The 13,421-nt window shown below is 66.2% G+C and carries 13 protein-coding genes; 9 read left to right on the top strand and 4 right to left on the bottom strand.

The genetic code is table 11. From position 1 onward, the window contains the following. The first annotated feature begins 44 nt into the window (after positions 1–44). The 5 genes from BM417_RS13735 (at position 45) to BM417_RS13715 (ending at position 3,252) form a co-directional block, all read left to right on the top strand. The gene (locus BM417_RS13735; protein WP_218164462.1) at positions 45–503 is read left to right on the top strand and encodes a very short patch repair endonuclease; all 459 of its coding nucleotides are present in this window, start codon (positions 45–47) and stop codon (positions 501–503) included. A 786-nt stretch (positions 504–1,289) separates the two neighbouring features. After that, complete coding sequence (locus BM417_RS47735) at positions 1,290–1,856, top strand: hypothetical protein (protein ID WP_093592588.1); 567 nt, start codon at positions 1,290–1,292, stop codon at positions 1,854–1,856. Continuing rightward, positions 1,856–2,416, top strand: coding sequence for a polymorphic toxin-type HINT domain-containing protein (locus BM417_RS13725; RefSeq protein WP_093592585.1), 561 nt, complete (start codon positions 1,856–1,858; stop codon positions 2,414–2,416). The genes BM417_RS47735 and BM417_RS13725 overlap by 1 nt, the downstream gene beginning before the upstream one ends. Then, the gene (locus BM417_RS13720; RefSeq protein ID WP_177320418.1) at positions 2,413–2,577 is read left to right on the top strand and encodes a hypothetical protein; all 165 of its coding nucleotides are present in this window, start codon (positions 2,413–2,415) and stop codon (positions 2,575–2,577) included. The genes BM417_RS13725 and BM417_RS13720 overlap by 4 nt, the downstream gene beginning before the upstream one ends. Before the next feature lie 141 nt (positions 2,578–2,718). Further along, positions 2,719–3,252: a hypothetical protein gene (locus BM417_RS13715; RefSeq protein ID WP_093592579.1), complete on the top strand. Its 534-nt coding sequence runs from the start codon at positions 2,719–2,721 to the stop codon at positions 3,250–3,252. Between the two features lie 188 nt (positions 3,253–3,440). Here the strand turns inward: BM417_RS13715 and BM417_RS13710 are convergent, their stop codons facing one another. The 3 genes from BM417_RS13710 to BM417_RS13700 form a co-directional block, all read right to left on the bottom strand. After that, positions 3,441–3,794 (bottom strand): hypothetical protein, encoded by a 354-nt coding sequence (locus BM417_RS13710; protein WP_093592576.1) that lies wholly within the window; start codon positions 3,792–3,794, stop codon positions 3,441–3,443. Between the two features lie 639 nt (positions 3,795–4,433). Further along, positions 4,434–4,727, bottom strand: coding sequence for a hypothetical protein (locus tag BM417_RS13705; RefSeq protein ID WP_143138636.1), 294 nt, complete (start codon positions 4,725–4,727; stop codon positions 4,434–4,436). A gap of 624 nt (positions 4,728–5,351) precedes the next feature. Then, positions 5,352–5,798 (bottom strand): hypothetical protein, encoded by a 447-nt coding sequence (locus BM417_RS13700; protein WP_143138635.1) that lies wholly within the window; start codon positions 5,796–5,798, stop codon positions 5,352–5,354. A gap of 550 nt (positions 5,799–6,348) precedes the next feature. Between BM417_RS13700 and BM417_RS13695 the strand changes: the two genes are divergently transcribed. The 3 genes from BM417_RS13695 to BM417_RS13685 are packed head-to-tail and all read left to right on the top strand — an operon-like array spanning position 6,349 to position 11,446. Then, positions 6,349–6,642: a hypothetical protein gene (locus BM417_RS13695; protein WP_093592568.1), complete on the top strand. Its 294-nt coding sequence runs from the start codon at positions 6,349–6,351 to the stop codon at positions 6,640–6,642. Positions 6,643–6,696: 54 nt separating this feature from the next. Continuing rightward, positions 6,697–8,658 carry a site-specific DNA-methyltransferase gene (locus tag BM417_RS13690; RefSeq protein WP_093592565.1) on the top strand — a complete coding sequence of 654 codons (1,962 nt, stop codon included), beginning with the start codon at positions 6,697–6,699 and terminating at the stop codon, positions 8,656–8,658. Between the two features lie 4 nt (positions 8,659–8,662). Then, positions 8,663–11,446, top strand: a complete 2,784-nt coding sequence (locus BM417_RS13685) for a restriction endonuclease (protein ID WP_093592561.1) — start codon at positions 8,663–8,665, stop codon at positions 11,444–11,446. Here the strand turns inward: BM417_RS13685 and BM417_RS13680 are convergent. After that, the gene (locus tag BM417_RS13680) at positions 11,443–11,925 is read right to left on the bottom strand and encodes a MarR family winged helix-turn-helix transcriptional regulator (protein WP_245821906.1); all 483 of its coding nucleotides are present in this window, start codon (positions 11,923–11,925) and stop codon (positions 11,443–11,445) included. The two genes, BM417_RS13685 and BM417_RS13680, sit on opposite strands and share 4 nt — an antisense overlap. Before the next feature lie 64 nt (positions 11,926–11,989). Here BM417_RS13680 and BM417_RS13675 point away from each other — a divergent pair, with 64 nt between their 5' ends. Then, a complete protein-coding gene (locus tag BM417_RS13675; RefSeq protein ID WP_093592555.1) occupies positions 11,990–13,384 on the top strand; it encodes an LLM class flavin-dependent oxidoreductase in 1,395 nt (464 codons plus the stop codon). Positions 13,385–13,421 lie beyond the last annotated feature (37 nt).

The following is a 13,421-nucleotide window of genomic DNA, read 5'->3' as shown; positions in this document are numbered from 1 at the left end:
GTACCCTCCGAGCATGACGGTTTCCGAGACATCGGAGCAGGTAGTTGAGCAACGAGGGCAGGCGTTGGGTCTCCACGAACGCCGGATCCCATCTGAGCGGGCGGCGCAAGAAGGACACGCAGCCCGAGTTCATGCTGCGACGGGCTCTCCACGCGCTCGGCGCGCGCTATCGCCTGCATCGCAACCTAGCCAAGGGCTGTACCCCTGACATCGTCATGCCCAGCAGGCGCATCGTGGTGTTCGTCGACGGCGACTATTGGCACTCGTGTCCCCTGCACGGCCGCAAGGCGCCGTTCACCGGACCTAACGCAGGACTCTGGGAAGAAAAGATGCGTCGCAACCGAGAGCGTGACATCCGTAGCTCTCAGCTTGCAGTCGAAGCCGGATGGAATGTTGTCCGACTCTGGGAATGTGTGGTTCGACGCAACCCTGAAGAGGCAGCGCGGGCGGTGTTGGAGGGCCGGACGATCTCACCCACCGCAGCAACCCGACACGTGACCTGAAGATCCTTTTCGGCGGAAGTCGGGTCACGGCAGTCGGGCTCTTCATGATCTTCCGGTATCGGAAGCCTGGAATGGCTCGACCCGCGGGTGAGTTTGACCAGATCATGCGCTGCAGGACACCTCGCCACGATGACGTCGAGGTATCGGTAGCAGCCGAGCTGACGGTCGTAGCCGAGCTTGATCAGCACGGGAACCTGGCCTCCAAGACGGACTCGAAGCCACCTGTAGCCCCTTGTCTGCGGCCAGGCCCGATGACACCACAGGCGTATCCACGACCGCTCAGAGTCATCACGGTCGACGGATCACTCGCACCGACACAGGCGACACGCCGGACGCGGCTCGCAGCGGGAAGTGATCTGACCTACATCGTCTGGCACCACGCTGAGTAGCCACGGCGGGCCGCGGAAGCGGCTTTACATGCCATCAGTTGTGCCGCGAAACAGCGAGAACGATGTGATCGATGAGCATCGCGCGGCCGACGATGAAAACGTTGATGCAGGTGGAGGCCGGTGTAGCCGATGCCGCCTACCCTCCGGAGGCGGGAGCGCAGGTTCGAATCCTGCCGGGGGCACCACGCAGACCTGCTCACCACGAGCAGAGCGTTGCTTCGGAAGGGCCGCAACCGCCTCGGTTGCGGCCCTTTCTGCTGCTAGGACCGTGTCCCCGGTCAGGGTGATGCGACACACGGCAGTCCTCGTTTCGTAGTCATAGTGGATCTCTAGCCGAAGCGCCTCGAACAGCGGTCGCGACACCTCGTCAAGCAGGAGGTCGAGGTCGACCCCGGCGATGGGCAGGCAGCCGAGGCGCCCGGACGGCCCGAACGCGGGCAAGGGCCTGGACGACGCGGCGAAACTCGCGGCGGAAGCGGCGGCTCGCAAGGCGGCAGCGGCCAGAGCCGCCTACCAGGCAGCGGTGAAGCGAACGGCAGCCGTCGCCCGAGCCGTGAAGTCCAACCCGATCCCGATCCTGAAGGCAGCGCTCAAGCCGCGCATAGCCAACGCCAAGAACATCATCTCGGCGATGCCGAACGCGCCGGCCCGCATCGTGCAGATCGCGGTGACGAACGTCCAGGACCTCAACAAGGTCTACGAGACGATCAAGACCGCCATGCTCGGCGTGGGCAAGGAGGTCGTGAAGGAGGCCGCGCAGGCCCAGGTGGCGGAGACGCTGGCCACGATGGGTGTCCCGTACGCCGAGGAGATCCTGGACCTCGCGGACGGCGGCAAGAAGCGCAAGCGAGCAGGCGACAAGGGCAAGGAGGCCAAGCAGGACGCCTCAGGCGGCGCGTCCTGCCCGATCCGCCCGCCGGTGCCCGCCGACAGCAACAGCTTCGTCGGCACCACCCGGTCCTGATGGCCGACGGCTCACGCAAGGCCATCACGTCGGCGCAGGTCGACGACGCGGTCCTGGCCACGGACCCGACGACGAAGGAGACGGCCACCAAGGTCGTCACCGACGTCCGGGCGCACAAGGCGGACAACGTGCTGGTCACCATCTGGGTGAGCAGCACGTCCGGCGACGGGTCGTTGGTCGCGACAGACGAGCACCCGTTCTGGGTGGAGAGCCTGCAGAAGTGGGTCAACGCCGAGGACCTGAAGCCCGGCTACCAGTCCCTCACGGCGGACAACCGGTCCGCCACGGTGTCCCGGACGCAGTCGTTCTCCGACAAGGACCGACGGGTGTACAACCTGATGGTCGACGGGCTGCACACCTACCGCGTGGGTGTGGCGTCCATCGCTGTACTCACGCACAACGGTGATCCGCAAAGCCAAGGCAGCTGCCCGACAGGCCTCCCCATCCGCGGCGAGGCGGGCTCGATCGACCACGCACTCGAAGTCCACCGGCCCCGAGCGGCTGGACCGTCGACGGGCAGATGGCCACGATCGACAGCCTCATTCAGGACTTCGCCGTGAACAGCCGCAGGAAGAACACCCAGAACCGCGTCTACGTCGGCGGCGTGAACACGGTGACCGGAGAGATCGCCCTGGCGTCGTCGGGAACCAACCTGACGGGCTGCGGCGTGTCACACTGCGCTAAGAGCATGCCATCCACGCACTGGGCGGTGTTCCTGTAAACGTGTACTTCGGTCAGGTGTGGACGGTCAAGAGCAAGGGCGGCGTTCACACCCCGGAGCCCAGACTTGTGTGTGGTCTGCCAATCGGCATTCCCGTTGAAGGGGCTTCAAACCGGAGGTCAGGGGCGAGCCAGGAGGAGCGTGGGGGCACTGACCAGTGACCTGGTCCGGTTCGAGGTGGACCGGCACGACTGGGCTGCGATGCGATGTGGTTGTGGCAAGTCAGCCGGTCATCTCGCGGCGGAACTGCTGGCGTTCGCCGGCGGTTCCGATCCGGGGAGTCTGGACGAGCACTTCCTGCCGGCCGGGGAAGTTCTCGTGGAACCGTCGTTCCCGGTGCTGGAGGTGTTGCTGGCTGTCCTCTCGGCGAACCCGCCGGCAAGCCAGTTGGCCGAGTATTACGGCCAGGTACTCGCTCTGGTCGGGGACACCGCGTACGACCCCAGCTACTACGCCCGTGGCCGCGATCTGGTCTCGGAAAGTCGTGCGACCGCCCGGCAGGGACTATGGCTGTTCTACGCCGAGGTCCTCTCCGGGCGAGACGTCGACGCGGCAGGCTACGCCTTCGAGATTCTCGAGCTCGTCGAGGAGGACGAGAGTCGTGTCGAGCAACTACGGGCGGCAGCAGGTGAGAGGTTGCCACAGCACCTCAGGACGAAACTCGGCACCGACTGAGGTCCAGCCTTCCGCAGGCCCTCATCGTTCGAGGTTCTTCCTCGGGACTGTCGCCGCAATCTGGCGCTGGTGAAGCCACGTCGGGGCGACCGGACCCGCTCAACTCAACTCGAAGATCACCGAAGCCGCCGGAACCTCCATCCGGTGCATCTGGTCCAGATGCCACCCGGCCTCACCGAACACCCGAGTTACTCGTCGATCGTCGGCACATAGGTCGCCATCATGTCGTGCCCGGACCTCGAACCTGAGCGTGAACGCCGGCTTGTCCACGTCCGCGATGCCGACCGTCCAGGTGGCGTCCCCGAGCAGAAACTTGCGCACGTTCGGGACAGCTCACGCAGGTTGCGGACGCAGTTCTCGCGCGACCAGAAGTCGTGGCCCATCATGAAGCACGTCAGCAGCTCGACCTTCTCGTACTCCGGCTTCGCCGTCGTCAGGTTGCGGGCGTCGTCCAGCGCGAACGAGATGCGGTCCGAGAGTTCGTCCTCAGCCACCTCGTCGGCCGCGAAGTCCAGGGCGCCCTGAGCGATGTCGATGCCCAAGCCGGTGGCGCCCTCGAAGCGCTGCAGGACCTGGATCAGGCGGGCGCGCTGCCGCTGCCGAGGTCGGCGACGTGGACGAACTTGAAGTCGATGTTGTTCATGACCCGCCAGAGGCCGGGTCCCAGGGGCGGCTGTTGCTCTCGTAGCAGGCGCAGCTGATCGCGCCGACATCGCGCTGTCAGCAGTCCTCGTCACGACCGCGGTCATGATCGTCGTGACCGCCCGAACGAGCAGCTCAACTGCTCCACGCTTGCCTGGCGGTTCATCGCCCACCCCGCGGCTCGTCCACGACGAAGCTGGTCTCAAGCACCAACTTGCCGGTCAGGCGCATGGGCGAAGTGGCGAGCAGATCTGCGTGGTGCCTTACCGGGGGCACACAGAACACGGGCAACATCAACAGGCGAGCGGCTGGTACTCGAAGACACCTTCAAGGTGTGAGTACCAGCCGCTCGCCTGTTTCGTCTGCTCAGCTCGATGTTGGGCCACCTTGGCTCCTCTGTACGGGCCGGGCCTCGTCGAAACGGTGGCCCGACCCGCCAGCCGCAGCGTCAGAGGAAGATCGTCGAACGGATCCGGACGTCGTCGCCGCGCTGCGCGCGGCGCCTTGAACTCAGCCACCTGCGGACCGATCCTCACCGGCTACCCGTCATTGGACGAGTCGGGCGAGGGGGTGGTGCCATCACGCATGTTCGCGGGCAGCCGCGGGAACGGTCCGCGCCGGATGTAGCACCACTGCGAGACGAACACGACGATGGTCAGCACAAGGCTCAGCGAGCCCCAGAACAGGAACGCCGTCCAGTCGTTGAGCAGGAGCACGCCCGCGACGATCGCGAAGACCAGAACCGCGCCACCGGTCAGCACTCCACGCCAGGTCAACCGCTTGAGGTCGTGCATCCGATCGCGCTGCTCGTCGTCCATCTCGCGCTCCCCCACGCACCAACTTTGCCACATCAAGCAGGACGCACACCCGATTCTCGGAGATGCGCGTTCGGGAGTCGGTCACCGCCGCGCGCCCCCGGATTCCGCCAGCCAAGTCTGGACACACGCACGCCAAACTGTCCGGACCTGGTTGGCGAACCGCAGGTCAGCCGCACCGTCCTCCGACAAGTTCGACCGGACGGGCCGCCGTCGCCGATGTGGCCGTAACGGCCGCACGAGCGAACCCCGGCTGGACTATCGACAATGCCCCGGCGTGCTCGTACAACCGCTGATGCTCACCGTGTCAGCCATGATCCATCTGACCAGGCAGGCTGTCTGGCACGGTGTCCGGGACCACAACGACGCCTAGTCCAGTTTCAAGCCGGAGAGATATGAGTAACTCGCCCTCTGACACGTTTGAACGGTTCATGCGGAGAGGCCGTCGACATCGGCAGCCTCTCCGCTTGTCTGCAAAATTATACAGCCTCCCGAATCAACACCTCTTTGACGACCGAACCGGCATCTCCCAGCATCTCGATCGCCACCCACGAGGGTATCGAGCCAAAGTACCGGGCTTGCGAATTCACGACCGGTGCAACGCGGTCAGGTTTTTCGTCACCAACGCGACTGAAAGTCGAGTCAGTAGGTGTAGCTGAGGCCAGACTTGTAGGGCGTGAGAGTGCGCTGGCCGACGACGCCACGATAGGTGTACCAGCCCCACTTCTTGCACATCAGCTGATAGCTGAGCGTGTTGTGGGAGCCGGATCCGACCCGCACGCGCGGGTAGATCACGTTGTCGCCCCAGTCCCCCGTGGCGGGCCCACTCGAATAGGCGTCGACCGCCCAGTAGACGCCAACCACAGATCCGCCGGCAGGGCAGTTCCACGAGCCGAAGTTGACCCAGACATTCCCTCCCGTCCACGCCTGCGCCGGCGCCGCGGCAGCCAGCACCAGGGCCATCGACGCCGCGAGCACTGCAGCTGCGGCCCGGATGCGTCTCAGTAGCGGTTTGCTTTCGAATCCACCGCTGGGGAGTGACGTTTCCTCGCCGCTGGACACGCCATTGGACTGCCGTCGAGATTCCATGGAAACTCCGCTTCACCAGTTAATTTACGGACCTCTGTCCCATCGGGCAGCACTTTGGCCTGTTACGCCACCCAGACGCCATTCACTCATTAGTGGGACATTGCATTTCAAATAGCTTCTCGACAAGTGGAATATTCGATGCGAGAAGTACTGCAACTTGCTTGCTGGCTCAACGAACGTCCGCGCGCCAACGAGTGACCGGGACGTACCAGTCCGGATCGTGTGTTCGCGGAAAGCGCGAACCGGGTCACCTTCGGGCGTTTTCTGGGGGCCGAGCCCTCAGACCCCGGCCGGGGGCAAGCCCCCCAGACCCCCATCCCGGGATCCTCTTCTAAGACCAGGCTGTTCTTGGGCGTTGGACGGGAAGTGGATCACCGTCATTGCTACTGCCTCGACTGTTGCGGCGAGACGTCACGCTCTTCCCGCACCTCCTTGTCGCGCGAAGTCAGCTCCTGCGCGCCCGGCGCGGGCCTCGATGAACCGACAGTGCCCGAGTGATCACGTAAGGTAGCCGAGCTGGAGTTGACGTGCCCGGCGAGCGGAGGCATGCGTGGCCACCTGTCGATGGAGCCTGCTGTTCCGCACGCTGTGGATCGCGGTCTTCACGCCGATCCTCATCGGGCTCCTGGCCGGCGGAATCTTCGGCTACCCCGTGTTCCTGGGCGTGTTCGTGATCTGGCTCGGCGTGCTCGCGTGTGTCCTGCGCGCCGAAGCGCTCAACGCCCGAGCACGCGCGCAGGAAACTCCGAGCGCGCGGCTGCTGGGCGCTCGGGCGGGGTGGATGCTGCTCGCCCTCGTGCTGGTCTTCGGGAGCGCCGGGCTGGTTCGGGCGGTGCTCGGGTAGGGCGCTCTACAGTGCAGGCCCACACTGGAGACGATCGTCGGAGGCAGACCTCCCTTGGCCGCGGATTTCGCACCCGTCACCGCCCTGACCTGCCCCGGTGAGGCGGCGGGCAACCTCGAGGCGCTCGCCCGGCTGTTTCCCGGCGTGGTCACCGAGCAGGGGCTCGACGTCGACGCTCTGCGCGAGATCCTCGGGGAGAAGGTTCGGCCGGGTGCCGAGGTCTTCGGGTTGCGCTGGCCCGGCATGGGTGAGGCTCGCCGGCTGTCTGCCGAGCCCGCTACCGGCACGTTGCTGCCCCGGCCCGGTGAGTCGGTGGACTGGGACACGACGCGCAACGTCGTCATCGAGGGCGACAACCTCGAGGTGCTTCGCCTGCTGCGCCGCGGTTACACGGGCAAGGTCGACGTCATCTACATCGATCCGCCGTACAACACCGGCAACGACTTCGTTTACGACGACTCGCGGATGTCGACCATCGCCGAGTACGAGACCGAAGCGGGGTTGCGGGACGCGTTGGGGCCGTTGCAGGTGGGTGAAGGGTCTGATCGCGCGCAGGATCGGCGTAGTGCGGCGTCCAGGCACACGCGGTGGTTGTCGATGATGTACCCGCGGTTGTTGGTGGCGCACAACCTGCTCAAGGACACCGGTGTTGTCATCGTCGCGATTGACGACACGGAGCATGCGCGGCTGAGGTTGTTGCTGGACAAGGTTTTTGGGGCTGAGAACTTTGCCGCGAACGTGGTGTGGCAAGGGGTTGGGAAGAACGACGCCCGGTTCACGGCTGGTGGCAACGACTACATGCTCATCTACGCCAAGGATGTCGGCCTGCTCGTGCGGAACGACGTGCGGTGGGTTGAGCCCAAGGAAGGCTACGAGCTCGTGCTGGCCGCGTCCAAGCGGGCTTGGGCGGAGTCCGGGCACGATGCCGGTCGTGCCACCGAGATCTTCCGGAAGTGGTGGAACACCAAGCCTGACGTCGAGAAGGGTCTGTTGCAGTACAAGGAGATCGACGAACACGGGAAGGCCTTCCGGCGCAGTCCGGTGAGCAGCCCGAACCCGCGTGAGAACCTCATGTTCGACGTGCCGCACCCCGTTACCGGCAGGCCCGTGGTGGCGCCGCCCAACGGGTGGCGGTACTCGCGGGAGAGCATGGCCGAGAAGATCGCGGAAGGACTGATCCTCTTCGGCAGGGATCATGAGAGCACGATCTCCTCGAAGACCTATCTGGAGGATGCTCGCGAACAGCCGATTCGGCCCGCCTTCTGGCAGGTTCGGGCCACCGCCAGTGAGGCGCTCGCGAAGTCTTTGCAGGCGCAGGTGTTCGACTTTCCCAAGGACGTGTCGGTCCTCGCCAAGTGGATCAACGCGGTGACGCAGGGCGACAAGAAGGCGTTCGTGCTCGACTTCTTCGCGGGGTCCGGTTCTGTCGGGCACGCGGTCATGAACCTCAACGCGGCCGACGACGGCGAACGGCGCTACGTTCTCGTCCAGCTCGACGAGAAGGTCGGGAAGAACGGGTACGAGACGATCGCCGGCATCGCGCGCGAACGGCTGCGTCGTGCGGGGGCCGAGATCGCCGCCAGGCGTCGGGTGGACACGGGGTTCCGTTCCTACCGGCTGGCCACGAGCAACATCAAGGCGTGGAACGGGCTCGCCGAGCTGGACCTCTTGGGCTCGGTGGACAACCTCGTCGAGGGGCGCGGCACGGACGACCTGCTCGTGGAGATGATGCTGCGGCTTGGCGTGGACCTGGTCACGCCGGTGGAGATCCGCGAGGTCGGGGGCAGCACGCTCTACAACGTCGGCGGGACGGTCTACGCGTACTTCGGCGCCGACGTGACGACGGACCGCGCGGACAAGGTGGCCAAGGCGATCGTCGCGTGGCGGGATGAGAATCCGGCGAACTCCGACATCACCGTTGTGGTCCGTGACACGGGTTTCCGGGACGACTGCGCCAAGCTCAACTTCGCCGTCGCGCTGGAGCAGGCCGGCTTCACCACCTTGCGGAGCATCTGACGCGATGAAGTTCGCCTTCGCCAAGGACCTCGACCACCAACTGGCGGCGATCGACGCCGTGACCGGGTTGTTCGCCGGGCAGGAAGCGTTGCGGGGGACGTCCGGCTGCGGAAACCGGCTTTGTCTTGACGCGGACACGATCCTGGCGAACCTGCGCGACGTGCAGAACCGGGCGGGGCTGGCGCCGGAGCCGTCGCTCGACTCGATGAATTTCACCATCGAGATGGAGACCGGTACCGGCAAGACGTACGTGTACCTGCGGACCATCTACGAGCTGAACCAGTTGTACGGGTTCACGAAGTTCGTCGTCGTCGTGCCGTCGGTGGCCATCAAGGAGGGAACGGCCGGCTCGGTGGACATGCTGCGCGAGCACTTCGGCGCGCTCTACGGCAATCCTCCGGTGCAGGCGTTCCAGCACGACGCGGGCAACATCTCGCGGATCCGCGCGTTCGCGGCGTCGTCCGGTGTCGAGATCATGATCGTCACGGCCGCGGCGATCAACAAGAGGACGAACCGGATCCATCAGGCGGTGGAGGAGCTCGACTTCGAGCGGCCGATCGACCTGATCCGCGCCACCGAACCGGTCGTGATCGTCGACGAACCGCAGAGCGTCTACGGCGACGACGGGCCGGCGAGCAGGAAGGCCGGCGCGGGGCGGTGGGGCGTCGGCGAGCTGAATCCGCTCGCCGTGCTGCGTTATTCGGCGACGCATGCCAAGCACGACAAGGGAAATCTGCTCTACCGGCTCGACGCGATCGCCGCCTACGAGAAGCAGCTGGTCAAGCAGATCGAGATCGACTCGCTCGTCACCGAGTCGAGCACCCAGCCCTACGTCCGGCTGCTCGGCGTGAGGCGCGCGAAGAGCGGGTTCACCGCCCGCGTCGAGGTGGACGTCGCCGGAGGCGGGCGCAAGGGCGTCACCGTGGACACGGTCGATCGCAGAAACCTCGCCACAGCAACGAAACTGACCCGCTACGAGCGACTGAACATCGTCGGCATCAGTGCCGTGCCAGGCGCGGAGTCCGTCACGTTCGACACCGTGGCCGAACCGCTACGGGTCGGAGACGCGCTCGGCGAGGAGGTGAGTCCGGGCGAGCGCGCCCGGCAGATGATCGCCCAGACCATCAGGCAGCACCTGCGCAAGGAACGGGAGTTCGCCCTGCAGGGGCGGAAGATCAAGGTGCTGAGCCTGTTCTTCGTGGACTCCGTGGCCAAGTACCGCGTCTACCAGAACGGTGAGGCGCAGCCAGGCGAGTACGCCACCATCTTCGAGGAGGAGTACGCCCGGATAGCCGATGAGCCGATCGCGGACGCCAGGCGTAGCCACCAGGGTTACTTCTCGGTCGACCGGAAGGCGACCGGCGAACGCCTCGTCGACACCTCGGAAAGTTCGGAGAAGGGGCGTCAGCAGGCCGGTCTCGCCTACGAGCAGATCATGCGGAACAAGGTGGAGCTGACCACCCCGGGCACTCCCATCAGGTTCGTCTTCAGCCACTCGGCGTTGCAGGAGGGCTGGGACAACCCCAACGTGTTCCAGATCTGCGTGCTGCGGAACATGGGCACCGAACGGTGGCGCCGGCAGAGCGTCGGCCGGGGTCTGCGCCTGTGCGTGGACGGCAACGGCGACCGCCAGCACGGCTTCGCGATCAACCGTCTGACCGTGATCGCCAACGAGTCGTACGAGGAGTTCGCCGAACAACTCCAACGCGAACTCGCCGAAGACCTGGGCATCGAGTTCGGTGTCGCCACCGTGGACGGGTTCGCCCGGCTCCAGTACCGCGACGGCGACGGCCAGATGCGCCCGGTCGGTGCCGCGACGGCCGAGAGCGTGCTCAAAGCCCTACGGCACGCCGGGTACGTCGACGCGCAGGGCAAGGTCGAGGACAGTCTGCGCGCGGCGGTGCGAAGCCCGGAGCTCAAGGCACTGGTCGACTCGGTCGCGCCGCGCGAGTCGGGCGTGATCCTGGGACTGATCAAGCGCCTGGCCAAGCCCCTCGACGTGACGAGGGCGGACCGGCACGTCGATGTGATCCCCGAACGCCCGCAAAGCCCCGAACTGATCGAGCTGTGGAACCGGATCAGCCATCGCACCGAGTACCGGGTGAACGTCGACGAGGCCGCACTGCGCAAGGCACTCGTCGAGGCGCTGCACGACATCGCGGTGCCCGAACGCACCAGCGAGTGGCGGACGAACGTCGTCCAGCGCATCGACCACAGTGGACTGAGCGCGAACACCGCGGCGGTCCGGCACGTCGGCATCACCCGCGACGAAGACCTTCCGGACATCCTCTCCGTGCTGGCCGACCAGACGCGGCTGACGCGATCGACGCTGGCGCACGTGCTGACCGAGTCCGGGACGTTGCCGCGGTTCCGGCGGAACCCGCAGGCCTACCTCACCAGGGCGAGCGCTCTGATCAAGTCCGCCACCGCGCGGCTCCTAGTGAACGGCTTGCGCTACGAACTGGTCGAACGCCACTGTCCGCCGCTCCCGCGCGAGGCGCGGCTGTCCGGCTCGGCTGAGCAGAACTTCGCGCTCCACCTCCGGGAGCGAGCCGACGTGAAGGCGTTCGTCAAGCTGCCGCCGTCGTTCCAGGTGGCCACTCCACTCGGCACCTGCACCCCGGACTGGGCGCTCGTGGTCGAACGCGCCGAGGGCGACCGTCACCTCGTCCTCGACACGAAGGGGGCCACCGACAAGATCGACGCGGTGCGCCTGCACTTCGCCGCGATGGGCGTCGAGTTCCACGTCGTCGACAGCGTCGAGGCCGTCGACAGGTGCCTCGGCTAGGGCGTGCTCGCCGCGATGTCCTGCACGGCCTGGCAGGCGCTCGGCACCGGGTCCAGCTCGTTGACGTGACCGGCCAGCCGGCAGAGCAGCGCCTTGAACGTCTCCCGGTCCCCCGAGGACAGCCCGGACAGCACGTGCGCCTCGGCGTGCTCCAGGCGGCGATCGAGCTCCACCAACTGGGCCCGGCCCACGTCGGTCGCCACGATCAGGCGAGTGCGGCGGTCGGTGGGCGCCGGGCGGCGTTCGACCAGCGACGCTCGTTCCAGGTCGTCGAGCAGGTACGTCATGACGGTGCGGTCGATGCCCAGCTGCTGGCAGAGCGCGGACTGGCTTTCCGGCTGGTCACGGGTGGCGGCGGTGAGGATCTGGTAGCCGCGATGACCGCCCGGGAGATCTCCCACGGCCTGGTTCGTGGCCTTGATGAAGGCGCGGAACACCACACCGAGGGTCCAGCCGAAGTCGTCCTCAAGCGCGGTCACCCGACCAATGGTAGCCCGAACAGAACGTCTGTGAAGCAGAACATCTGCATGGCATACTTTCGGCATGACAGATTATGGCCACCCACTCGAGTTCGGGGTGTTCCTGCCGCCCGGCGCCGAGCGGTTCGGGGACACGCTGCGGCTCGCGCAGGCCGCTGACGTGCTCGGACTGGAGCTCGTCAGCATCCAGGACCACCCGTACAACGCGGCGAACCTCGACACGTGGACGTCGTTGTCGGTCATCGCCGCGTCCACCACCAACGTCCGTGTGTTCCCCAACGTGGCGAACCTGCCCCTCAGGCCACCGGCCGTGCTTGCGCGCGCAGCGGCAAGTCTCGACGTCATCACCGGCGGGCGCGTGGAACTGGGACTCGGCGCCGGAGCGTTCTGGGACGCGATCGCCGCCATGAACGGACCGCACCGCACCCCGGCCGAGTCGGTCGAGGCACTCGAAGAGGCCATCGGGGTGATCCGGGCACTCTGGACGCCCGGTCGCGGAATTCGCCTGCACGGCAAGCACTACTCGCTCAACGGCGCGCGCCCCGGGCCGTTCCCCGCGCACGACATCGGCATCTGGCTGGGCGCCTACAAGAAGCGGATGCTCCACCTCACCGGGCGCCTCGCCGACGGTTGGTTGCCGTCGAGCCCGTACGCGCCGCCACAACAACTCAAGGCGATGAACGCCATCATCGACGAGGCCGCGCAGGAAGCCGGGCGTGAGCCCAAGGACATCCGCAGGATCTACAACATCGGCTCCGAGTTCACCGCGGAACAACTCGCTGAACTGGCACTCAACGACGGCATGAGCGGATTCATCCTGATGGTCGATACCGACGACGAGCTGCGCACGTTCGCAGAGGAGGTCGCACCGGCCGTGCGCGAGATCGTGCAGAAGGAACGCGGTTCGAAACCTCTGTGGGACGAGTCGACGCGCCCAAAAGGCCCGGCGCCTGAAGCGGACGCCGTCTACACCGCTTCGGGCAGGGCGATGGGCCGTCAGCTGATCGGGGTCCACAACCACCTGCGCGAGGAGCTGACGAAGGTCCGTTCGATCGTCGCCCAGGTCGCGGACGGCATCCTCGACGTCGGCGAGGCGCGGTCCGAGATCAACACGATGACCATGCGTCAGAACAACTGGACGATGGGCGCGTACTGCGAGAGCTACTGCCGCCTCGTGACCATCCACCACACGCTCGAGGACACGAGCCTGTACCCGCAGCTCAGAGAGGGCGACGCACGCCTCGGACCGGTCCTCGACCGGCTGTCCGAGGAGCACCAGGTGATCCACGAGGTGCTCGAACGCCTCGACGCCGCGCTGGTGGCCGCGGTCGCGGAGCCGCACCGGATCCGCGAGGTGCAGAAGGCGGTCGATCTGCTCACCGACACGCTGCTGTCGCATCTGTCCTATGAGGAGGGCGAACTGGTCGAGCCGATGGCCCGCATCCCGTACCACCACTGAGTGCACTTCGGCGTGTGCGGCGCCACGCGACCAGGGA

Origin of the sequence: Lentzea waywayandensis (assembly GCF_900115955.1) — a bacterium.
GTDB classification, from domain to species: domain Bacteria; phylum Actinomycetota; class Actinomycetes; order Mycobacteriales; family Pseudonocardiaceae; genus Lentzea; species Lentzea waywayandensis.
The sequence above is the reverse complement of the archived record's forward strand: the minus strand, read 5'-3'. Positions and strand labels throughout refer to the sequence as shown.

Coding starts and splice junctions, on each gene's coding strand:
- BM417_RS47735 (WP_093592588.1), top strand. CDS start 1,290: ATGGGCAGGCAGCCGAGGCGCCCGGACGGCCCGAACGCGGGCAAGGGC.
- BM417_RS13700 (WP_143138635.1), bottom strand. CDS start 5,798: ATGGAATCTCGACGGCAGTCCAATGGCGTGTCCAGCGGCGAGGAAACG.
- BM417_RS13675 (WP_093592555.1), top strand. CDS start 11,990: ATGACAGATTATGGCCACCCACTCGAGTTCGGGGTGTTCCTGCCGCCC.
- BM417_RS13725 (WP_093592585.1), top strand. CDS start 1,856: ATGGCCGACGGCTCACGCAAGGCCATCACGTCGGCGCAGGTCGACGAC.
- BM417_RS13685 (WP_093592561.1), top strand. CDS start 8,663: ATGAAGTTCGCCTTCGCCAAGGACCTCGACCACCAACTGGCGGCGATC.